Origin of the sequence: Roseibium sp. (genome assembly GCF_965233565.1) — a bacterium.
Classification (GTDB): domain Bacteria; phylum Pseudomonadota; class Alphaproteobacteria; order Rhizobiales; family Stappiaceae; genus Roseibium.
This window is the reverse complement of sequence record NZ_OZ247494.1, coordinates 5,466,743-5,489,185: the sequence shown is the minus strand read 5'-3', so window position 1 is coordinate 5,489,185 and position 22,443 is coordinate 5,466,743. Positions and strand designations below refer to the sequence as shown.

Annotated in this window: 18 protein-coding genes; 12 read left to right on the top strand and 6 right to left on the bottom strand. The window is 59.3% G+C overall.

The features are described 5' to 3' along the window. The first annotated feature begins 3 nt into the window (after nucleotides 1-3). Both ACO6TG_RS25010 and ACO6TG_RS25005 read left to right on the top strand, forming a co-directional pair. On the top strand, nucleotides 4-4,287 hold the full coding sequence (locus ACO6TG_RS25010; protein ID WP_422375682.1) for an RHS repeat-associated core domain-containing protein: 4,284 nt from the start codon (nucleotides 4-6) through the stop codon (nucleotides 4,285-4,287). Next, a complete protein-coding gene (locus ACO6TG_RS25005; RefSeq protein WP_422375681.1) occupies nucleotides 4,284-4,796 on the top strand; it encodes a hypothetical protein in 513 nt (170 codons plus the stop codon). The genes ACO6TG_RS25010 and ACO6TG_RS25005 overlap by 4 nt, the downstream gene beginning before the upstream one ends. A gap of 140 nt (nucleotides 4,797-4,936) precedes the next feature. Here the strand turns inward: ACO6TG_RS25005 and ACO6TG_RS25000 are convergent, their stop codons facing one another. The 4 genes from ACO6TG_RS25000 to ACO6TG_RS24985 all read right to left on the bottom strand — a co-directional run bounded on the left by ACO6TG_RS25000 (nucleotide 4,937) and on the right by ACO6TG_RS24985 (nucleotide 8,006). Next, nucleotides 4,937-5,449: an Hcp family type VI secretion system effector gene (locus ACO6TG_RS25000; RefSeq protein WP_094070062.1), complete on the bottom strand. Its 513-nt coding sequence runs from the start codon at nucleotides 5,447-5,449 to the stop codon at nucleotides 4,937-4,939. 626 nt (nucleotides 5,450-6,075) lie between these two features. After that, complete coding sequence (dapA, locus tag ACO6TG_RS24995) at nucleotides 6,076-6,954, bottom strand: 4-hydroxy-tetrahydrodipicolinate synthase (protein ID WP_422375680.1); 879 nt, start codon at nucleotides 6,952-6,954, stop codon at nucleotides 6,076-6,078. Between the two features lie 143 nt (nucleotides 6,955-7,097). Then, nucleotides 7,098-7,385 carry a YciI family protein gene (locus tag ACO6TG_RS24990; RefSeq protein WP_422375679.1) on the bottom strand — a complete coding sequence of 96 codons (288 nt, stop codon included), beginning with the start codon at nucleotides 7,383-7,385 and terminating at the stop codon, nucleotides 7,098-7,100. Nucleotides 7,386-7,424: 39 nt separating this feature from the next. After that, nucleotides 7,425-8,006 carry a TetR/AcrR family transcriptional regulator gene (locus ACO6TG_RS24985; RefSeq protein WP_422375678.1) on the bottom strand — a complete coding sequence of 194 codons (582 nt, stop codon included), beginning with the start codon at nucleotides 8,004-8,006 and terminating at the stop codon, nucleotides 7,425-7,427. Nucleotides 8,007-8,342: 336 nt separating this feature from the next. Between ACO6TG_RS24985 and ACO6TG_RS24980 the strand changes: the two genes are divergently transcribed. Genes ACO6TG_RS24980 through egtD form a run of 3 tightly spaced genes read left to right on the top strand, consistent with a single transcriptional unit; the run spans nucleotide 8,343 to nucleotide 10,760 of the window. Next, nucleotides 8,343-8,546 carry a hypothetical protein gene (locus ACO6TG_RS24980; RefSeq protein ID WP_422375677.1) on the top strand — a complete coding sequence of 68 codons (204 nt, stop codon included), beginning with the start codon at nucleotides 8,343-8,345 and terminating at the stop codon, nucleotides 8,544-8,546. Nucleotide 8,547: 1 nt separating this feature from the next. Beyond that, the gene (egtB, locus tag ACO6TG_RS24975; protein WP_422375676.1) at nucleotides 8,548-9,813 is read left to right on the top strand and encodes an ergothioneine biosynthesis protein EgtB; all 1,266 of its coding nucleotides are present in this window, start codon (nucleotides 8,548-8,550) and stop codon (nucleotides 9,811-9,813) included. Beyond that, nucleotides 9,810-10,760 carry an L-histidine N(alpha)-methyltransferase gene (egtD, locus tag ACO6TG_RS24970; RefSeq protein ID WP_422375675.1) on the top strand — a complete coding sequence of 317 codons (951 nt, stop codon included), beginning with the start codon at nucleotides 9,810-9,812 and terminating at the stop codon, nucleotides 10,758-10,760. Before egtB ends, egtD begins: the two co-directional genes overlap by 4 nt. Before the next feature lie 126 nt (nucleotides 10,761-10,886). Here egtD and ACO6TG_RS24965 read toward each other — a convergent pair whose 3' ends face one another. Next, nucleotides 10,887-11,765, bottom strand: coding sequence for an alpha/beta fold hydrolase (locus tag ACO6TG_RS24965; protein ID WP_422375674.1), 879 nt, complete (start codon nucleotides 11,763-11,765; stop codon nucleotides 10,887-10,889). A gap of 299 nt (nucleotides 11,766-12,064) precedes the next feature. Here ACO6TG_RS24965 and ACO6TG_RS24960 point away from each other — a divergent pair, with 299 nt between their 5' ends. From ACO6TG_RS24960 to ACO6TG_RS24945, 4 genes are all read left to right on the top strand, one after another. After that, a complete protein-coding gene (locus tag ACO6TG_RS24960) occupies nucleotides 12,065-12,925 on the top strand; it encodes a MurR/RpiR family transcriptional regulator (RefSeq protein WP_422375673.1) in 861 nt (286 codons plus the stop codon). 55 nt (nucleotides 12,926-12,980) lie between these two features. Further along, nucleotides 12,981-13,949, top strand: coding sequence for a TAXI family TRAP transporter solute-binding subunit (locus ACO6TG_RS24955; protein WP_422375672.1), 969 nt, complete (start codon nucleotides 12,981-12,983; stop codon nucleotides 13,947-13,949). A gap of 177 nt (nucleotides 13,950-14,126) precedes the next feature. Further along, the gene (locus ACO6TG_RS24950; RefSeq protein WP_422375671.1) at nucleotides 14,127-16,763 is read left to right on the top strand and encodes a TRAP transporter permease; all 2,637 of its coding nucleotides are present in this window, start codon (nucleotides 14,127-14,129) and stop codon (nucleotides 16,761-16,763) included. Further along, nucleotides 16,760-17,191 carry a universal stress protein gene (locus ACO6TG_RS24945; RefSeq protein WP_422375670.1) on the top strand — a complete coding sequence of 144 codons (432 nt, stop codon included), beginning with the start codon at nucleotides 16,760-16,762 and terminating at the stop codon, nucleotides 17,189-17,191. Before ACO6TG_RS24950 ends, ACO6TG_RS24945 begins: the two co-directional genes overlap by 4 nt. A gap of 3 nt (nucleotides 17,192-17,194) precedes the next feature. On the opposite strand, the gene ACO6TG_RS24940 is transcribed toward ACO6TG_RS24945, so the two are convergent. After that, nucleotides 17,195-18,082: a LysR family transcriptional regulator gene (locus ACO6TG_RS24940; protein WP_422375669.1), complete on the bottom strand. Its 888-nt coding sequence runs from the start codon at nucleotides 18,080-18,082 to the stop codon at nucleotides 17,195-17,197. Between the two features lie 93 nt (nucleotides 18,083-18,175). Between ACO6TG_RS24940 and ACO6TG_RS24935 the strand changes: the two genes are divergently transcribed. The 3 genes from ACO6TG_RS24935 to ACO6TG_RS24925 all read left to right on the top strand — a co-directional run bounded on the left by ACO6TG_RS24935 (nucleotide 18,176) and on the right by ACO6TG_RS24925 (nucleotide 22,431). Next, entirely contained in the window at nucleotides 18,176-19,435 is a 1,260-nt protein-coding gene (locus ACO6TG_RS24935) for a M24 family metallopeptidase (protein WP_422375668.1), read from the top strand. A gap of 144 nt (nucleotides 19,436-19,579) precedes the next feature. Beyond that, nucleotides 19,580-20,449: a glutathione-dependent disulfide-bond oxidoreductase gene (gene yghU / locus ACO6TG_RS24930; RefSeq protein ID WP_422375667.1), complete on the top strand. Its 870-nt coding sequence runs from the start codon at nucleotides 19,580-19,582 to the stop codon at nucleotides 20,447-20,449. A gap of 410 nt (nucleotides 20,450-20,859) precedes the next feature. Further along, on the top strand, nucleotides 20,860-22,431 hold the full coding sequence (locus tag ACO6TG_RS24925) for a Re/Si-specific NAD(P)(+) transhydrogenase subunit alpha (protein ID WP_422378949.1): 1,572 nt from the start codon (nucleotides 20,860-20,862) through the stop codon (nucleotides 22,429-22,431). The last annotated feature ends 12 nt before the right edge of the window (nucleotides 22,432-22,443 follow it).

Genomic DNA, 22,443 nt, shown 5'->3' with positions numbered 1-22,443 from the left:
GACATGGCCGGACACAAGCCTGCTGCCAGGCTTATGGATCAGATTTCCCATACAAGCGCCCTGTCAGGATTTCTGGGCGGCGCTTTGCTGGGTCTGGCGGCCGGTGTGGCAATTGTCGCAGTCACCGTTGCGACCGGCGGCGCCGCTCTTGCCGTTGTCGCCGCGGCAGGCGCGGCGGCGGCCACAACCGGTGGCGGCGCCCTGGTCGGGGCGGCGCTCGGGGCGACGTTTTCCTCGCCTTGCGGCACGATTGCGCCGACCTGCTCGCTCAACGTCCTTGTCAACAACCGTCCTGCCGCCCGCGCCATCATTGACGGTGCCCTTTGTTCCATGCACGCCCCCGGGCCGCCCAAGCCGATTGCCACCGGGGTGGAAAGGATCCTCATAAACACCTTTCCGGCGGCGCGGAAAGACGAGAAGATTACCTGCGGCGCCTTCATCTCCTCCGGGTCGAAAAACGTAAAATACGGCGGGGCATCCGGTCAGTTTCTGGCTGTTGCGTCTGAAGTGCCAGCCTGGATGCTCACTACCGCAAAAGTGCTTGCGATCGGCGGCACCATTGTCGCTGTCGGCGCCGGGGCCGCTGCTGCCTATGTGGCCGGAGGAACCTGCGCCCTGCTCGGCTTCGGCGCGGAAACCGTCGGTGCCTTTGCATTCGGTTTTGCCGGTGGGGAAGTCGGCGGCTATATCGGCGAAGCGATCGGAGGGGAACGCGGCCGGATCATCGGCCAGACACTCGGCTCGTTTGTGGGCGGCATATTCGGGGCCAAGCTCGGAGGCCGGCTCGCACGGGGCCATCCGGTCGACATGGCGACCGGTGAAGTCTTCACCCAGGAAACGGATTTCGAGCTACCGGGCCCGATCCCCCTAACGATGACACGCGTCTGGATGTCGAGTTCCAGCGAGACCGGCCGGACAGGCGGGCTCGGCAGCAAATGGCATCACAGCCTGGCCATCCGGCTCCATCGATGGCAAGACGGAAACTGCTTTGCACTCCGACTGGCGGACGGCCGTCTGGCCCTATTTGCTTCTCCCCGTCCCGGCCAACCTTCGCTGAATGCTGTCGAGCGGTTGTTACTGGAAACGGATGGTCAGAACTACCGGGTGCGCGACTATGACGGTCAGTGCCTGTATTTCAAGGCTGCGGCCAGAACCGACGACATCTGGCTGATTGCTTCCATCGCGGATGCAAATGGCCACACCATCCGCTTTGCCTACGGCACCGAAGATCAGCTGGCCGGTGTCATAGACAGCGGCGGGCGAGAACTGACAGTGGCAACAGACGTGCACGGACGCATTTTGCGCATCGATGCACCGCACCCGACAGATGCCTCGTCCAGAATGACGCTGGTCAGCTATGGGTATTCGGGAAACGACCTGACAACCGTAACCGATGCCCGGGGCAACGTTCAGAAATACGCCTATCAAAATCACCTGATTGTCGAGGAAAGGCATCGGGGCGGTCTCAGCTATACGTTCGAATGGGATGATACCGGGCGCGGCACGGAGGCAAAATGCATCAGGACCTGGGGCACATCCGCCAGCGGTGCCATCACCGGACTGCATTACGTGGAGTTGAAATACCGGCCCGACACGTTCGAGACCTTCGCCCGGGACCGGCTGGGCAACATCACCATCTATCAGAATGATGGCCGCGGCCATGTCATGAAACAGACCGACCCGGACGGGCTGGTCACGAAATTTGCCTATGATCAGGCGGGAAATCTTTCGCTCAAGGAAGACGGATTTGGCCGCAAGACCTCTGGTTCCTGGGACAGGTTCGGACGTCAGACCGCGTCGCTGGAGGAAGATGGCACGTCCACAAGGCTCAGCTACCCAACGGACTCCCTGTCCGACCTGCGCTTCGGCAAGGCCTCTGTGGTGGCCAGCAGCGAAACCGGCGAACACCGGTTCGCCTTTGACACCCGGGGCAATGTCGAGATCTACACCGACCCTGTCGGTGTAGAGCACCGGTATGTGCGCGACACACGCGGCCACCCGCTTGCCGTTCTCGACCGGGAAGGAACATCCTGGCGCTGGCAATGGTCTTCCGACGGCAATTTGATCGCGGAAGGACCTGACGATCTGAGGGCGTCTTACGAGCACGACGGTCTTGGGCGCGTGATCCGGGTGCGGGACCCATCCGGATGCGAAGTCGCCATTGCGCGCGATGAAAACGGCAATGCGACCGATCTTCAATATGCCGATGGCGGCCGTGTTTCGATGGCCTATGATGCCGACAACCGGGTCCTGCGTCACACGGATGAAGCCGGGCAAAGCGTCGAGTGGAGCTATGATGGTCTTCGGGTCCCCCTCACCCGGACGGAAGCCGACGGTTCTGCCACGCGGTTTGGTTATGATGATGAATTGCGGCCAACCCTGATCGTCGATGCATCCGGCAAAGATCATCGCTTGCGCTACGACGCCAGAGGCCGCCTCATCAGCGAAATCGGCTTTGACCGGCGCCAGACAGATTTTCACTACGACCCGGCAACAGGCTTTCTCGCCTCGGTACGCAACGGCGGCGACCTGACGTCCTATGAGCGTGATCCTTACGGAAGAGTGCTGGAGAAGCACTTCTCAGACGGAACCAAGCACACTTTCGCCTGGTCTTCGAACAATCGGGTGACCAGTGCGGTGACGCCGGATTGTGAACTTTCCTTCGCTTATGATGCCGCGCAGCGGATCGTCAGCGAAAGCCAGAATGGCGCCGAAATTCAGCACGAATATGATCCCCGCGGGCAACTTGCCACAACCACGCTGCCTGATGGCAGGACGATCAGCTACGCCTATAACCGGACGGGGGATTGCAAGACGGTCAGTTTCGAAGGCCGGGAAGTTGCTGCTTACCTGCATGATCATCTGGGACGCACCATTTCCCGAAAATCCGGCGGAATTGCCTGCGAAAACGAGTTCGATCCGCAAGGGCGCCTTGTGCGGCAATCAGCCTATGCCCGGACACCAGGCATAGACGAGGAGATTGTCCGCCGGACCTACCAGTGGCGGCAGGACAACAAGCTGCTGTCGGTCAAGGACAGCCGGCGCGGGACAAGGCAATATGCCTATGACACCTGCAACCGCCTGACGTCGGCACAGGGCTGGACCCCGGAAGCCTTCATCTACGACCTGTCGGACAATCTGGTTGCAGCGGCTCGGACCAGTCCGCTTACCTCCCCGCAGCCTCCGGGAGAAGCCTCGGGCAATCGGCTGACGGTCTTCGGCGACAAGCATTTCACCTATGATGCACAAGGCAATATCGTCAGAGAAGTCTCCGGCGCCGGCGGGCACACGGAGACCGAATATGTCTATGGTGCCAACGGGATGCTCCGTGAGGTCCGGCGCTCCGGCCGCCGAGGCGAGACCCTGACATGTTATGGCTATGATGCGTTCAACCGGCGGATTGCCAAGACGGTCACCCATGATCTCCGCGCCGCGAACAGCACCGGTGGTGAATCAGTACCGATCGAGACACGTTATCTCTGGAACGGCGACGTCCTGCTGGCAGAGTCAACCAGTTCCGACGATCCGCTTGAGACGGTTTACCTGTTTGAACCGCTCAGTTTCACGCCCCTTGCAATGATCAGCCGTCACCCTCAAAGGACCGGCATCTACATCTACAACACCGATCACCAGGGCGTGCCCTACGAGCTGATCGCGGAAGACGGGTCGGTCGCCTGGGCCGCGACCTATCTGGCATTCGGTGGTGCCCGGGTGGTTACGGGCGCCGACTTTTATCAGCCGCTCCGGTTCCCCGGGCAGTATTTCGACGATGAAAGCGGCCTTCACTACAACCGCAACCGCTACTACGATCCGGCCCTGGGGCGCTATACGCAACCCGATCCGATTTCCCTGCTCGGCGGCCTGAACGCCTATGCTTATGCCCTCGATCCGAACGGCTTTATCGATCCCTTCGGCCTGACGCCGCTCGACGCCACCGGTTACTCGCTCTATCACATCGTCAACAACAAGACTGGCGAGGTTGTTTATGTCGGCATCACCAACGATGTCTCTTCCCGTACCAGTGCGCACAAGGGAACAGGGCGACTTGGCAGGGGCTACTCGCTCAAGGTGCAAAAGACGGATTTGACCTATGCCCAGGTGCGCGGTTACGAACAGGCCGATATCAAGCAATACGGGACGCGGGACACGAGCAGGATCGGCAAAGCATTCAAACGAGGTGAGCCGAACAGGGTCTGGTCCTACGATCCGGCCCGCACCGACGAAAGGGCCAAGGCCTTTAATGAACACTATGACGAGCGTATGAAGACGCATGGAGGGTGTAGTTGAGTAATAAGCCGACGATCGAACCAGGCCGCTTTTTCAGTGCACCGCTGCTCGGCGGAGGATACGCCTACGGCTATTTCACCTATTTCGACAAGAGTCTGATGGCCCTTTGCAACGTCTACGACTTCATCGGCACGGAAGCTGACGTGCCGGATGACATCGAGACCCATCCACTGATTTTGCAGGATCTTCGGATCGGCACCTCCGAGTTCAAACTAAAACCCAGGGACGCGGAGGAGTATGGTGAGAAGTGGCTGCTGTCACCGCGCATGAAAGACGGCGAGGTCAAACCGGCAAGCCGGATCTTCCTGATGGGACCGGATCATGCTCCCGATGCATTCGACATCTACAGGGATGAGCCTGCCCGGCCCGCGACGGCTGAGGAAAAAAACACCTTGCAGTCGGTCGGCTTCATGTTTCCTCCAACGACAACCAACACGATTGAAGTCTCGATCCGCAGGATCGACATTGATCCGGATGATTTCTATCCGGAAGATTTTCCCAAAAACTGATCACCTGCTCCCGACCGAAGCAGCGCCATGGACGAAAAAACCGCCCGGTCGCTGAACCGGGCGGTTTAAGCCGGCGGGAGGGGCATCCCGGCTGGCCGAGTGGGCTGCGTTGCAGGTCGCAGCCCGGAGGCGTTTTCGTCTTAGGTAACCGGTGCGCGGTAGTCGTCGGAAGCGCTGGTACCGGCCTTTTCGTGGGTCCAGTCAGCCTTGCGGTAGGTGAAGGACCACTTGTCGGTGTCGCCGCGGGACGCGTTGGCTTCGTCATTGACGTCCGGCAGGATCGTCTTGCCTTCCACCAGAACCGCGTCCTCGAACTTGATCGTGAAGTAATGCTCCTGAACGCCTGACGTGGATGTGCGCCAGAACTGGACTTCGATTTCCAGGCTTTCGCCCGTGGCCAGGGCCTGCCACAGGAGCGGCGTGGCCTTGTCGACCGGCTTCATGAAGGTGGTCGGCATGTGGCGGCGGGTGGCGATGATCGAACCGGACTGCGGGTCACGGGGCACGATGGCGTTCTGTTCGAAGGCATAGACGAGGGATTCGCCTTCATGGCCTTCCTGCCACAGGTTGCCGATGCTGTCGGCGGTGGTTGCGTCGGACGTCATGTCGCCCTGGGTTGCGCCTTTGATGGTGATGTAAGCGATGTTGGACATTTTCAGATCTCCAGTTTGCTTGTGTGTTTCAGTGATCGTCGTTTTCTTGGTTTTGAATTCCGGGGCGCCGTGTTCTGGTCAGCGCCGATGCAGAGAATATTGCAACGGGTGTGCCAACTCCGTGACATTCCCTTAGGTAATTGACTTTACTTAAGAAATTCCACCCGAGGAAAAAGTGTTAAAATATGGAACTGTGCAGTTTTCTGCACAATCACTCCAGGACTGCGAACAAACATGCGCAGTCAAGGTGTAACGATCGCCACAAAAATACTTCCGTTGAGGCAACGAAAGACATTGGCCGCGGACTTTCGATGGACTGAGCGGGTGAATTACGTGCTTGCAGCTCTTTTTGCAGACGAGTGCGCAGAATCCCCACTGCACCAACCGTTCGGCTGTCTTTCGGGGCTTTTCCCATCGCCGGTGCCTCCCCGGCTGAAGCCGGGGCCTACGCGCCACACCGCGTGCAGAAGCGAAGGGCTTCAAATTCTCCGCGGGCACGCCGTGGAAATGACCTCGCTTTCCACAGACAAGGTGGATCTGCACTGCAAAATGCACGCCGCCGGACAGTGTTCAGCCAGGCGATGTTGGTCGCTTGAAAGTGGACAGAGCTTCCAGCCGAAGACAGCTTAGATCAGGCCGGCATGCGCCATTGCCTTGTCGAGCGCCTGGCTTGTTTCCTCCGTGACCGGTGCGAGCGGAAGCCGAACGTCTTCACGGCAAAGGCCAAGACGAGACAGGGCGTATTTGGCGCAAGCTGCAGGCGGTTCCAGGAAGAGCGCCGAATGCAGCGGCAGCAGGCGGTCCTGGTGGTCCCGCGCCAGATCCAGATCTTCAGAAAGCGAAGCAGCCTGAAATTCTGCACACAGGCGCGGTGCAACATTGGCCGTCACCGAGATGCAGCCTCGCCCGCCATGGGCGTTGAAACCAAGGGCCGCGGCATCTTCTGCGCTCAGCTGCAGAAAATCGCGGCCGCACAGCGCACGCTGCTTGCTGACCCGTTCCATGCTGCCGGTCGCGTCCTTGACACCGATGATGCGCGGCCAGCGCGCCATCTCCGCCATGGTTTCCGGCAGAATATCGATCACGCAGCGGCCCGGAATATTGTAGAGAATGATCGGCAGGTTGCTGCTGTCATGCAACACCTTGTAGTGGCTGAGCAGACCGGCCTGGTTCGGCTTGTTGTAATAAGGGGTCACCACAAGAGCAGCGTCTGCCCCGACCGCCTCGGCATGCTGGAGCATGTCCAGCGACTGGGCCGTTGCGTTGGAACCGGTTCCGGCAATCACGGGCACACGTCCGGCGACCAGATCCACCACCCTACTTATGACTTCCTTGTGCTCGCTTTTGGAAACCGTTGGGCTTTCACCGGTTGTGCCAACGGCCACAAGTCCGTCGCTGCCCTGGGCGATGTGCCATTCGATCAGACGCTCCAAGGCGTTATAATCAACCTCACCGTCCCTGAAGGGGGTCACGAGGGCGGGCAGAGATCCCTTGATGTCGAGCATTGGCGTCCTCCCAGAGCTGGTTCCGGCTTGATGGCGCCGCTCTGTGTCGATTGTTTGTCGCCCGCCCAAGCCCAAGATATTGCTCTGCCATCAAACACCCGGCCTGGCAACCGGGTGCCGGTCCTCGTGAACAGCTTCAATTGTCAGGCCGCCAGAAATGCCATCCTCTCATCCAGGCGCGCCGGTGTGATTTCCAGAATGTCTGCCGACACGACACGCTCAACAACAAAAGGGTCTTCACCAACAAAAGCCTCAAGTGCGTCCCGGTCGGTGCCGTGCGCGATGATGGCACCGCCCCGGTTTGGCTGAAGGCTGCCCACCATAAGAAACAGTCCCTGGTCGAAGCCCCGCTGGATCCAGTCCCTGTGCCCTGCCATCAGTTCGGCGGCCCGGTCCCTGTTGTCCGAAAAAGTCAAAGTCACGACAAACATTGGTCTCTCCTTGTCATTTGAAAATTACGCAGGGCGTGTTCATTGCACCGCACTTGGCGAACCGGCGACATCATCGAGCCAGGCGAGAATCCGGCGCACTTCGCGCTCGACATGAGCTTCGTCCTTGAAGGCCTGAGACAGGGTGGCGACACCTTGGCTCCAGCCGAGAACATGCAGCGCCTGGTCGGTGGATCTGTCGCCGCAGCCCAGCGCCTCGAACTGCCGCACAAGCCAGTCGCGGAACAGCGCCATGATCCGGTTTGCCTTGCCCGCAGACGGGTGCCCGAGCTTGAACAGCTCCGTCGTCAGGGTGCCGACCGGACAGCCGAAGGCCATGATCCTGCTCTGGTTGACGATGACGATCTTCACAAAACAGGCGATGCGATCCACGGGCCCCGCAGCTGTTTCGTCCCATTTGGCAAGCAGGGCTTCCCGGTCTGCCAGCCTCTTGTCGATGACGGCGTCCAGGATCTCGTCCTTGGTCTTGAAGTGGTAATAGAAATTGCCGCGCGAGATCTTTACCGCCGCCGCAATGTCCGCAAAGGAGGTTTGCGCGAAGCCCTGTCCATAGAACAGGTCATCCGCCGCATCGACGATCTGCTGGCGGGTGCTTTCAGCCATACCACTCTCCCGGACTGCGGTTTGAAACAGGAACCAGTTTCATTAGGACAATTGCCCTAATAGGGGATTAGGACAATCGTCCCAGAATGTCAATCCGGGCCTCTGCCCTGTTCTACTGTGTGCCCGAAAGCCCAGACTTTCTCTCTTCCCAAAGGCGTGTTCTTGCGAAAGCGCAGCACCGCTTCAGGCTTCACGCCAATGTGAAGAGGGAGCGAAAGGATTCCTGACAGGCCCTTGTCAGGAGGCGGAAGCTAAGGTCCGAACCGTCTTTGCCGGTCGTTGCAGCAGGCAAACTTCCAATTTCTCGTAAAATCAACAACTTGGGTAATTTCTATTTTGACGAACGAAAATCCTAAAAAACAAAAGTTTGTTTATTTTTATCAACAAACAGAAATTCCTGGCGTGCGCGGCGCATTTCTGCACCGCACCGGTGCAATTCCCTTCATTGGAAACCTTGGCGGCATGCCTACCTTGAGAGCGCTTGGCGGCACTGCAGAAACCGGCTTTGGGCGAACGGCCGGCTCCTTGTGGAGGACTTGATATGACGTTGGTGGACGGGCGGTCTGAACCGTCAACGGGCCTGTCTGTAGCGGACTTGTTCGATCAGACCCGAAAACAGACGATGAAACTCACCGCGCCCCTGTCGGATGAGGACATGGGACTGCAATCCATGGAAGATGCCAGCCCACCCAAGTGGCATCTGGCGCACACAACGTGGTTCTTTGAAGAATTTATCCTGAAACCGTCCCTGCCCGGCTATGAGCCGACCGACGAACGTTTCGCGGTCCTCTTCAACTCCTATTACGTCCAGGCCGGTCCGCGTCACACACGCTCAAAACGCGGTCTTCTGTCACGGCCGGCCGTTGCCGACGTGATGGCCTATCGCAGACACGTTGAAGATGCACTGCTGGACGGGCTGGCGCGCGGGGCCTTCGCCCTGGATCATGAGAGACTGGAAGAGCTTGTCACCCTCGGCTGTCATCACGAAATGCAGCACCAGGAGCTGCTGGTGACCGATCTCCTGCATGCCTTCTCCTACAATCCTTTGCTGCCCACCTATATCGACAGCCGGCCGGTGCCCGTTCATCCCGTCCAGGAGACCGGCTGGAGCGATCATGACGGCGGCCTTCTGACCATCGGCCATGATGGCGACGGATTTGCCTATGACTGTGAAGGCCCGCGGCACAAGGTCTGGCTGGAGCCCTATCGCCTTTCAGACCGGCCGGTCACGAATGGCGAGTGGATCGCCTTCATGGAGGATGGTGGGTACGACGCCCAGCCGCTCTGGCTCATGGAAGGCTGGGCTGTCAGGGAGAAGAACCGCTGGACCGCCCCCTTATACTGGTGGCGACAGGACGGCGTCTGGTGGAGTTACACGCTCCAGGGGCCCCGGCCGGTGGATCTGGCCGCCCCCGTGGTGCATGTCAGCTTTTATGAGGCGGATGCCTTTGCCCGGTGGGCCGGATACCGGCTGCCGACCGAAGCCGAATGGGAGGCAGCCGCAGCCCCGACCCGGATTGCCGGCAATTTTCTGGAGAATGGCGCCTTGATGCCTCTTTCCGGTGCCCCCGGCCTATGGGGCGATGTCTGGCAGTGGACCTCAAGTGCGTTCTCTCCCTATCCCGGCTTCACCCCGCCGGACGGCGCAATCGGAGAATATAACGGCAAGTTCATGGTCAACCAGATGGTGCTGCGCGGCGGCTCCTGCGCGACCCCGACCCGCCAGATGCGCGCCTCCTACCGCACCTTCTTTTATCCGCACCAGCGCTGGCAGATGCTGGGCCTGAGATTGGCAGCAGACAAATGACCAAACATGTTTCTCTCGATGACGACCATTTGAAAATTTTTCGCGATGACATCCTCTCCGGGCTGACGGCCGAGCGGAAGACGATCAGCAGCAAGTGGCTTTACGACGATGTCGGCTCACATCTCTTCGAGGCCATTACCGAGCTCGACGCCTATTACCCGACCCGAACGGAAGTCTCGATCCTGGAAGACAATGCCGCCGACTACCTCCGCCTCCCCGGAGCACGGGGCGCACTGGTAGAACTCGGCAGCGGCTCCAGCCGCAAGACCGACATTCTGCTGACGGCCTTTCAGGACCTGTCTGTCTATATGCCGATCGACATTTCCGCGAACCATCTGAAAGCCGCGGCTGAACGGGTCCGGCGTGCCCACCCTTCGGTTGCCGTCATTCCGGTGGCAGCCGACTTCACCCAGCCCTTCGGCAAGCTGCCCCTATTGCCCGAGCTGCCAGTTCTGGTGTTTTTCCCCGGCTCCACGATCGGCAACTTTGAAAAGGCGGGCGCGGTTCGGCTTCTGCGTCAGATCCGGGAGGCCATGCCCGCGGCGGACCTGTTGATCGGGGTCGACCGGCCGAAAGCAGAAACGGTTCTTCTGGAAGCCTATGACGATCCGGCCGGTGTCACGGCGGCCTTCAACCAGAACCTGCTTCAGCGGATCAATCGTGAACTTGAGGCCACTTTCGATCTCGCGTCTTTTGTCCATAGGGCAATCTGGAACGACCTGGAAAGCCGCATCGAAATGCATCTGGAAAGCCGATCCGATCAGACCGTCCTCGTTGCAGGCAACGAGATTGCCTTTCGCAGGGGCGAAACGATCCATACGGAAAACTCGCATAAATACAGCGAGGACGCCTTTGGGGAGATCGCCCAGCTTGGCGGCTGGAAAGTGTCGGCCATGGATGCGGACAAGGACGATCTGTTTTCGATCTTCACGCTGGCGGCAACCTGACAGGCGAATCCGACTGACTTGATGCCGTGGCTCGTCGCAACCGTTATGCGGATTGACGGCCATGGCACTCAAGTCATGATCCGGCACTGGCGGCCTTGTAGGTGCCAGTGCCAGCACTCAAGAGAGCTACTCGATCTGCGAGACAAACCCGGCCAGGATCCGGTTGAACCGGTCCGGATATTCCCAGAACATCATGTGCCCGCCAAAGACGTGCACATCGCTGTTGGGCGTGTGCTTGGCCAGATACGGCTTGGCCTTATCGGCCCAATGCTCAGCAACCACAAAGGACGACGGCAATTTGGCATCGATCTCCTTGGCAGTGACGAGATAATTGCTGAAATTACCCGCCGCCCAGTAGGCCGCCGCCACCCAGGGCGGTGACTGGGTCGACTGGTCTTCGATCCAGCGGGCCAGTTCAGGCGTGTAATCCTGCTCGATCATGACCTCGTCTGCATACCAGTGAACGACGTCCCGGTGGCCTTTTGCAGACTGCACACCATCGTAGAGACCCGAAATGTCGGCAATGCTACCCTCGGTCCAGTCGCCCTCCTGGCCGGTCATGGGTGTCGGCGACAGATCAATGCACATATGGGCCGAGGCCGCGTCGGTCGACCGGGTCTTCACGAATTCCCAGGTCGCCAGGCAGCCGAAGGACCATCCGACAAGGACAGGTTTTTCGACACCCAGATGATCGAGCAGCTTCGCGAGATCCGCCCCTTGCGTGACGTAGTTGTTGCCTTCCATCGTGACCGTCGACCGGCCATGACTGCGCGGATCGAAGGTGATGACGCGATGTGTCTTTGCGAAGGCCTCGATCTGGTGTTCGAAGACCTCGGTTGTGAAGGTCCAGCCTGGCACCAGAACGATTGGCAGGCCGGTCCCGTGGTCTTCGTAATAAAGATCCACGCCCGGCTCGACCTGAAGATAGTCCCCAGCAAAAACAGGCCCGGCACCCCAGGCTGCAATCAGAGCCGTTGCCAGACAGGTGAGAGTACTCTTAGACATGTGTCCCTCCTTCCCTATTCCCCATAGGAAAAAGCGTAATGCCCCCAGTGCATTGTAACGTAATTAAAACCTAAGCGCGAATCTTGCTATTTGATTCTATTAATAATTGCAATTTTATCAGGGGAAGTTTTTCCTCGAGGCGACACCGCAAATCTGTTCGCTGATCTGTGCCTGTCCGATTGAGCGCCCGAACCCCTGGTTTCTGACCACCCGCTGCCTACGATCTGTTTGACGGCGAAACATTTGTTTCAGAAATTGACAATGTAAAAAACAAATGAAACAGTAACCGGATGGAAACCATGTCGTCGCAACCGCTCCGGACCGCGATCTCGGCCAACTATGCCGAGCTCAGCGACGCGTTGCGCATTGCCGCTGATTATATCGCTGAAAATCAAGTCGAAATCGCGACGCGCAGCCTGCGTGCCGTTGCCTCGGCAAGTGGCGTTTCCCCGGCAAGCTACACGAGACTGGCGCGCGCGCTTGGATATTCCGATTACGAAGCTCTCCGGGAGCAGGCCCGCGCCGAACTGAGCCGGCGCGACACGGACACGTTTCAGGACCGCGCCCGACGTCTCCAGTCCGATGCGGATCAGCCGTTGCTGCCGCGCCAGGTGGAGGCCTGCCTGAACAACATCAAGGCTTTGGTCGAAGACATCGACCCACAGGAACTGGAAGCCGCGGTCGAGTGTCTGGAAAGGTCACGCAAGATCATCCTGATCGGTGCGCTCGCCTCTGCCGGCTTTACCGACTATTTCGCCTATCTGGCGAAATGGTTCGACGACCGCTGGGTGACAGCGGGGCGCAACGGGGCAACCCTTGGCAGCACTCTTGCGGGCGTTTCGTCAGCTGACACCGTGATCATCGTGTCCAAACATCCCTATGCGCATCGCTCCGTCCGGGCGGCTGAGGTTGCGGCAGCAAGTGGTGCAAAAGTCATTGTGCTTACTGACAGCCACGCCTTCCCGGGATTGCAATTCGCCGACTTTCACTTCATACAACGCACTGAAAGTCCACACTTTTTCTCGTCTTACGCAGCCACGCTGGTGCTCATAGAAACAATCACGGGCATGCTGGTTGCGCGAGCCGGATCCGGAGCGGAAGCCCGGATCCAGAATGTCGACAAGCATAACCGCTTGCTTGACGAGTTTGAAAATGTCTAGGGTGGAAGAGACACCCCAGACCTAGAGAATTTTAACAAGAGGGAAGCCTAGTCAAATGATGATGAAACTGAACCTTGCAGGCGCCGTTCTGGCGACCAGCATCGCATTCACCGGCGCAGCCTCCGCGGAGGAATTCATCACCATCGGTACCGGTGGTGTGACGGGCGTCTACTATCCGACAGGTGGCGCGATCTGCCGCCTGGTGAACAAGGGCCGTAAAGACCACGGCATCCGCTGCTCGGTCGAATCCACCGGTGGCTCGGTCTACAACATCAACACCGTTCGCGAAGGCGAGCTGGAATTCGGTGTGGCCCAGTCCGACTGGCAGTATCACGCCTATAACGGTACGTCCAAGTTCGAGGACAAGGGCAAGTTCGAAGACCTGCGCGCCGTGTTCTCCGTGCATCCGGAGCCGTTCACCGTTGTTGCCCGTGCTGATAGCGGCATCAAGAACTTCGAAGACCTGAAGGGCAAGCGCGTCAACATCGGCAACCCGGGTTCCGGTCAGCGCGGCACCATGGAAGTCCTGATGGAAGCCATGGGCTGGACCACCGACGACTTCACCCAGGCAACCGAGCTGAAGGCCGCCGAGCAGTCCGCTGCACTCTGCGACAACCAGATCGATGCCATGGTCTACACCGTCGGCCACCCGTCAGGCTCCATCCAGGAAGCCACCACGGCCTGTGACAGCGTGCTGGTGAATGTTGGCGGCGACGCTGTCGACAAGCTTGTCAACGACAACAGCTACTACCGCACCGCCACCATTCCGGGCGGCATGTATCGCGGCAATGACGGCGACACCAACACCTTCGGCGTCGGTGCAACCTTCATCACTTCTGCAAAAGTTGCCGACGACACCGTCTACACGCTGGTCAAGTCCGTCTTCGAAAACTTCGATGCCTTCAAGAAGCTGCATCCGGCATTTGCCAACCTGAAGCCGGAAGAGATGGTCGCTGACGGCCTGTCCGCTCCGCTGCATCCGGGTGCGGCGAAGTACTACAAAGAACAGGGCTGGATCAACTAAGCTTTTTCAATTGGCGGGCCCGGATGATTTCCGGGCCCGTTCTACTGCGGCCACCCTGCCACCTTCCTTGGGTTCGATCGCTTCTTTTCATAGACAATCTGTTCTGACGGAACCTGCCGTCCGGGCAAAACCGCACAGTACCGGCGCTGTTTCTCTGCCGGAAACCGGGGGAAATTCATGTCTGACCAAAACCAGCCTGTCGCGCAGGATCAGCGCAAGGGCCTGTCTGAAGAAGAACTTCAGGAACTCGTAGCCGCCTCAGATTCCGGGTCCAGAAATCCGGCCGGTAGCGTCGGCCTCTTGATCGCAACGGTCGCTCTGGTCTGGTCCTGCTTTCAGGTCCTGCTCGCCTCCCCCATCGTCTACTACGTGCTGCCATCGGATCTGATCAACAACAGCCGGCAGTTCCACCTCGCTTTCGCGATGTTCCTCGCCTTCATGGCCTACCCGGCGCTGAAAAGCAGCCCCCGCCATCACATTCCGATCCAGGACTGGGTCCTTGCGCTTTTTGGCGCCTTCATCGCGCTTTACGGGTTTTTCTTCTACCAAAAGATCGTCGACAATGGCGGTCTGGCCGATCACACCGACAAGTGGTTTGCGCTCGCAGGCATCATTGTCCTGTTCGAAGCTGCGCGCCGCGCGCTCGGTCCGGCCATGGCCATCGTCGCCTCCGTCTTCCTGCTCTACGTGTTCTTCGGCTCTTCCCCCTGGGTGCCTGAAGTCATCCGCTGGAAAGGCGCGTCCCTGCAAAAGGCCATGAGCCACATGTGGATCACGTCGGAAGGCGTTTTCGGTATCGCGCTTGGCGTCTCGACCAAATTCGTCTTCCTGTTCGTCTTGTTCGGTGCCCTGCTCGACAAGGCCGGCGCCGGCAACTACTTCATCAAGATGGCTTTCGGTGCGCTCGGTCACCTGAAAGGCGGCCCGGCCAAGGCCGCCGTCGTCGGCTCTGCAGCGACCGGCCTGATTTCCGGTTCCTCCATCGCCAACGTGGTCACCACCGGTACTTTCACCATCCCGCTGATGAAACGGGTCGGCTTCTCCTCCGAACAGGCCGGCTCCGTTGAGGTGGCGTCTTCAGTCAACGGCCAGATCATGCCCCCGGTCATGGGGGCAGCGGCCTTCCTGATGGTTGAATATGTCGGCATATCCTATGTAGACGTCATCACCCACGCATTCCTGCCGGCCGTGATCTCCTACATCGCGCTGGTTTATATCGTGCACCTTGAAGCGGTGAAGCGGAACATGCCGACCATCGGCCACAAAACCGTATCAACGCTGCGCACGGTCCTCGGCATGTTCTTCTTCTTTGCCGGTTTCGCGGTGCTCTGCTACGGCATCCAGTACCCGATCGGCTGGATCGTTGCCCTGGTGCCGGACGGCGCTTCCTGGGTGCTCGCCGCTCTGGTGTTCCTCGCCTATCTCGGCCTTCTGAAACTGGCCTCGACGGCTGACGACCTGCATCCGGACGATCCGAACGCCAAGGACATCACGCTTCCGGAAATTTCCGAGATCTACAAGACTGGCCTCTACTATCTGCTGCCGATTGTCGTTCTCGTCTACTTCCTGATGATCGAGCAGAAGTCTCCCGGGCTTTCGGCTTTCTGGGCAACGGCGCTTCTCTTCGTGATCCTTTTGACCCAGCGGCCGATCAAGGCGATCTTCCGCGGGGAAAGCGAAACCTTCGAAGCCTTCAAGGCCGGGGTCAACGATCTCGTGCATGGCATGATCGACGGTGCCCGCAACATGATCGGCATCGGTCTTGCCACCGCGACCGCCGGCGTGATCGTCGGCACCGTGACCCTGACCGGCATCGGTCAGGTCATGGCCGACCTGGTCGAGTTCGTGTCCGGCGGCAACCTGATCCTGATGCTGATCTTTGTCGGCATCCTGTCTCTGGTGCTCGGCATGGGCCTGCCCACAACGGCCAACTACATCGTCGTTTCGTCACTGATGGCCGGTGTCGTGGTTGAACTCGGTGCGCAGTCCGGCCTGATCGTGCCGCTGATCGCCGTGCACCTGTTTGTCTTCTATTTCGGGATCATGGCGGATGTGACACCACCCGTGGGGCTAGCGTCATTCGCGGCGGCGGCGGTGTCGGGAGGCGACGCGATCAAGACGGGCTTTACCGCCTTCTTCTATTCGCTGCGCACAGTTGCCCTGCCCTTCGTGTTCATCTTCAACACGGACCTGCTCCTGATCGATGTCACGCTCACGCAAGGCATACTGGTCTTCATTGTCTCGACGATCGCCATATTGGTGTTCACTGCCGGCACAATGGGCTATTTCGTGACCAAAAGCCGGATCTACGAAAGCATCGCCCTGGTGCTGATTTCCTTCGTGCTGTTCCGTCCGGATTTCTTCATGAACCAGATCCAGCCGCCCTTTGAAACGGTGGGGCCTGCGCAATTCGTGCAGACGGTTGGCGAGGTTCCCGCCGGCACCGAGATCCGGCTGGTCGTCAGCGGTCCTGACTTCGACACGGGCAGCAACGCTGAAACCCGCATCCTGATCAATCCGGGGGAAGAAACCGGCGGTGAAGCCCGCCTGACGGCGCTCGGCCTAACCACGCTGGATGAAGACGGTGTCCTGAAACTGGAAGAGCCTTTCCCGGGAACACCCTATTTCGAGCAGCTGGGCAATTTCGACTTCTATGGCGATGAGCCGGTGATCATCACCCAGGCTCAGGTGAAGGCAGACCAGCTGCCCAAAGAGCTGATCTTCATTCCAGGCCTGTTGATGCTCGCCCTGGTCTACATGCTGCAACGCGCCCGTGCCGGCCGTGCCACCCGCGAAGAAGGAGCAACGGCATGATCAAGTCCGTATTGTGCGCTGTCGACGTTCAGCAGGACCATGACACCAAGGTTCTGCAAATGGCGGACAAGCTGGCCCGGCTGGACAATGCCCAGCTGGATGTCATCACCGTTGTGCCGAGCGCCGGTATCAATCTGGTCGCTTCCTATTTCGAGGAAAACTTTCAGGGACAGATGGTCGAGCAGACCCGGGAGAAACTGATCTCCAAGGTCTCGGGGGTTCTGGGCGAAGACCGCAACAAGGACATCCGCCATCTGGTGACCACGGGTTCGATCTACGAAGAAATCCTGGAAGTTGCCAAGAAAACCGGGGCAGACCTGATCGTGATCGGTGCACATCAGCCTCATCTCAGCGAATACCTGCTCGGGCCGAACGCGGCCCGGGTAGTGCGGCACTCCAAGGCGTCGGTTTACGTGGTGCGGGACTGACCCTCAGCTGCTTCCCAACAAGACCTTTTTCATCCGCTCGGCCTCCGGGCTGAGCGGACGGCTTTCCGGCCAGGCGATGAAATAGCCTTTGCCGGTGGCAAGCTCACCCTGACTGAGCGGGACAAGGTCGCCCGCGGCAATCTCCTCGTGCAACAGTGGCAAGCCCCCCAAAGCAAGCCCCTGTCCTTTCAGCGCCCGTCCGATGGACTGGTTGTAGCTGGTGCAATCGTGCCTCGGCCAGGACAGGAACTCGCTGCGCCCGCTGCGCTGGATCCATCCCGGCCAGTCAATCCAGTTCGGCGCCAGGCGCGGGTAATGAAGCAACGGCGTCGGCACGTCGTCGTCCACCGTCTGAATGGCCGCAATGACGTCGGGCGCGCCGACCGGGACCACGACTTCCTGAAACAGCAACTCGGATGTCCATCCCGGAAACCGGCCATCGCCATGGAGAACGACAAGATCATGCTCAGGTCGCAGCAGGTCGCCTAAATCGTCCACGGTCGACAGGTTGAACAGACACGCCTCATCCGACAGCGCAAATTTCTTCAGCTTCGGCTGCAGCCAGAACGCTGCCAATGCCGTGACGGAGGCGATCCGCACAACGGGCTGGCTGGGCACCTTGAGTGCGCGCAGCGCCTGATCGAGATAGTCGAGCGTCATGCCGGCCTTGTCGGCGAGATAAAGGCCCGCTTCCGTCGGCACCAGGCGGCGCCCGGCCCTTTCGAACAGCTCCACGCCGAGCCAATCCTCCAGCCGCCGGATACGTTTGCTGACCGCTGCCTGGGTCACAAACAACTCATCGGCCGCATCAGTAAAACTCTGATGCCGCATGGCCGCTTCAAAAAAGACCAGCGTGTCGAGTGGCGGCAAGGATTTCCGAAAACCATACATTCCAAAAAGTTATCTCAATTCGGGACTTTTTCAATTGTTTCCAAATCTGATGGGCGTGTCATCATTCCTGAAAGGACAATGGAGCACTTTCAGATGGCTGAACTGGACTGGCATGCAGAGCGCAGTGATCTTGACGGCTTGGCGCAATTGGACAGGGCTCCTGCCAATGACGATATCGATCTCGTTGCCGTGCGTGGCTACAGGCAGACGCGGGTGCGTCAGCAAATGGCCGCATACGGGGTTGATGCGGTGATCCTGTCCGATCCCGTCAACATCCGCTACGCGACCGGGACACGCAACATGCAGGTCTTCTCCATGCGTAACGCGCCGTCACGCTACCTGTTGATGACACAGACCCGAGCGATCCTGTTCGAGTTTACCGGTTGCCTGCATCTCGGCGATGGCGTTGAGACGGTCGATGAAGTCCGCCCCTCCAGAACCGCCAGTTTCGTTGCTGCCGGCCCTCACGTAGCAGCGCGGGAACGCGCATGGGCCGCAGAGATGGCCGACACGATCCGGGAGCTGACCGGCGAAGCCAGGCCAGTGGTCGGCGTGGAACGTCTCAACGCTGGCGCAGCGATCGCGTTGAAAGAGGCAGGCCTCCACGTTGTCGATGCCCAGCAGCCGGTCGAAATGGCCCGGGCAATCAAGTCGCCTGAGGAAATGAAATGCGTCATCGCCTCGTTGCGCGCCACGGAAATCGGGGTTGGCAAGCTGCGCGCCGCGATCCGCCCCGGACTGACCGAGGCCGAACTCTGGTCGGTTCTGCACAAGTCCATCATCGAGCAGAACGGGGATTATGTCGAAACCCGGCTGCTGAATGCCGGCGCCCGCACCAATCCCTGGTTCCAGGAGACCTCAGACAATGTCATCGGGCCCAATGAACTGATCGCGCTCGACACGGATGTCGTTGGCTGCCACGGCTACTATGCCGATTTCTCGCGCACTTTCCATTCCGGCCCCGATCAGCCCCTGGATCTTCAGAAGGAGCTCTACAAGGTCGCCCATGAACAGGTGCACCACAACATGGGTATCCTGAAACCCGGCATGAGTTTCCGCGACTACGCCGACCGGGCCTGGGACATTCCGGACAAATACTATGCCCACCGCTACTATCTTTCAGCGCATGGCTGCGGCATGACAGGCGAATACCCCTACCTCTATCACCACGGAGATTTTCCGGATGCGGGATATGACGGCACTATCGAGCCGGGTATGACACTGTGCGTGGAAAGCTTCATCGGCGAAGACGGCGGCAAGGAAGGCGTCAAGCTGGAACAGCAGGTTCTTATCACGGAGACCGGGGTTGAGCTTTTGTCCGAGTTCCCCTTCGAAGAGGCCTTGCTGGCATAATTCGCGGCAATCTGAAGAAATTGCAGGAATGCCCTTAACAAACGCTCTCTGCCAACCTATTTGATCGTAAGATTGCGATGGATCAGGTTAGACTGCACTCCATCCATGCATCTGATCCATGAATAGTCTTGCGGAGACCCGCCCATGAGCGATCCAACCTACACACCGCCGAAAGTCTGGACCTGGGAAGAACCCAGCGGAGGCCAGTGGGCCAGCATCAACCGCCCGGTCTCCGGCGCGACCCACGAGAAGGATCTTCCGGTCGGCAAACATCCGCTGCAACTCTATTCGCTGGCCACGCCCAATGGCGTCAAGGTCACGATCATGCTGGAAGAGCTGCTGGCGCTCGGGCACAAGGACGCCGACTATGACGCCTGGCTGATCAAGATCGGCGAAGGCGATCAGTTCTCCAGCGGCTTTGTCGGTGCCAATCCGAATTCCAAGATCCCGGCGCTTGTTGACCGGACCACAGAAACACCCACCCGCGTCTTCGAATCCGGTTCAATCCTTCTTTACCTCGCCGAAAAATTCGGAGAGTTCCTGCCCAAGGATCCGGCCAAGCGGACGGAAACGCTAAACTGGCTGTTCTGGCAGATGGGCTCGGCTCCCTATCTCGGCGGTGGCTTCGGCCATTTCTATGCCTATGCGCCGGAGAAGTTCGAATATCCGATCGACCGCTTCGCCATGGAAACGAAACGCCAGCTGCATGTGCTCGACACTGCTCTGGCAGACCGCCCCTATATTGCCGGTGACGACTATTCCATCGCCGACATGGCGATCTTTCCCTGGTATGGCGGCATGGTGCTTGGCCGCGCCTATGATGCAGCCGAGTTCCTGTCGGTCCACGAATACAAGAACCTGCTTGCCTGGGCCGAAAAGATCGATGCCCGCCCGGCCGTTATCCGCGGGCGCAAGGTCAACAAGACCTGGGGCGAGGATCACGAACAGGTTCCGGAGCGTCATGACGCCGCAGATCTGGATGCCAAGGCGGCCGTGGAAAACGCGGCAGAATAATTTTAGCCGGAGATGGGCGGTCGCTTTGCCGCCCGTCTCCCAAAATGTTAACACGATTAAAAATTAGGCATTTGATCCAACTATTTACCCCCAGGGGGTAAAAATTACTAATTCCGGAGCGTTTGCGAGTATTCCGGCTCAGCAACTCCAATCCCTTCAGATTCCGACGCACGAATTGCGCCCCGCCACTGATATTTATTTCGGGCTGCTCTCAGGGTGCAGTGCGGTAATACCGTGCAAATTAAGAGCAAACACACCTTGTCATAAGTATTTTTTTCGTCTCTAAATTCGCTACACGTTTGCGGGGGAGCGGGCGCTGCGGGGGAAATTCGTTTCACCGGACCTGTCGCTTGCCCTCCGTTTGAGGCCAATTCCTCATCACCTTGTGGGAGCGACGAATGCCAGAAGCCCTGATAATCGGCACGCCGAAGGAAACATTCCCCGGCGAGAATCGCGTGGCGATGACCCCGGAGTCCGCCAAGCAACTCCAGAAACTCGGATATGCCTGCATCGTGCAGAGCGGAGCCGGCAAGGCAGCCGGGTTTTCCGACGAAGCCTATCAGGACGCCGGTGTCGAGATCGTCAAGACGGCCCCAAGCCTCTGGAAAAAAGCCGACATCGTCACCAAGGTGCGCCAGCCGGACGACAAGGAACTGGGCTACCTGACCGAAGGCAAGACGCTTATCTCCTTCTTCAATCCGGGTGGCAACGAAACCGGCATGGAGACCGCGAAATCGGCCGGCGCCAACGTGATCGCCATGGAAATGGTGCCGCGCATCTCCCGCGCCCAGAAAATGGACGCCCTGTCGTCCATGGCCAACATTGCCGGTTATCGCGCAGTCATTGAAGCTGGCAACAATTTCGGCCGCTTCTTTACGGGCCAGATCACGGCAGCCGGCAAGGTGCCGCCGGCCAAGGTGCTCGTCGTCGGCGCCGGTGTTGCCGGCCTTGCCGCCATCGGCACATCAACCTCCCTTGGCGCCATCACCTATGCCTTCGACGTCCGGCCGGAAGTGGCCGAACAGGTCGAATCCATGGGCGCTGAATTCGTGTACCTGGATTTTGAGGAAGAACAGCAGGATGGCGCCGCATCCGGCGGCTATGCCAGCGTCTCCTCGCCCGAGTTCCGGGAAGCACAGCTTGCCAAGTTCCGCGAGCTGGCGCCGGAGATGGACATCGTCATCACGACCGCGCTGATCCCGAACCGGGAAGCGCCGAAGCTCTGGCTGGAAGACATGGTGAAGGCCATGAAGCCGGGGTCGGTGATCGTTGACCTTGCGGCTGAAAAGGGCGGCAATGTCGATGGCACGGAAATGGACAAGAAGGTGGTGACCGACAATGGCGTCACCATCATCGGCTACACCGACTTCCCGTCGCGCATGGCAAGCCAGTCGTCGACGCTCTATGCCACAAACATCCGTCACATGATGACTGACCTGACGCCCGAAAAGGACGGTCAGCTCAATCACAACATGGAAGACGACGTTATCCGCGGTGCCACGGTCACCTACAAGGGCGAGATCACCTTCCCGCCCCCACCGCCCAAGGTGCAGGCCATCGCGGCAAAGTCGAAGGAAAAGCCGAAGGAACTGACGCCGGAAGAAAAACGCGCCGCGGAAGTCGCCGCGTTCAAGGCGCAGACCAAACAGCAGGTCACCCTGCTGGCCATCGGTGGCCTCCTGATGTTCCTGGTCGGCCTCGTCGCTCCGGCAAGCTTCATGCAGCACTTCATCGTCTTTGTGCTGGCCGTGTTCGTTGGCTTCCAGGTGATCTGGAATGTCAGCCACTCGCTGCACACCCCTCTCATGGCGATCACCAACGCGATTTCCTCGATCATCATCCTCGGTGCCCTGATGCAGATCGGCTCCGGCTCCTTCCTGGTGATCCTGCTCGCGGCGCTCAGCATCTTCATGGCCGGAATCAACATCTTCGGCGGTTTCCTAGTCACCCGGCGCATGCTCGCCATGTTCCAGAAATCCTAAGGGGGGCCGAGA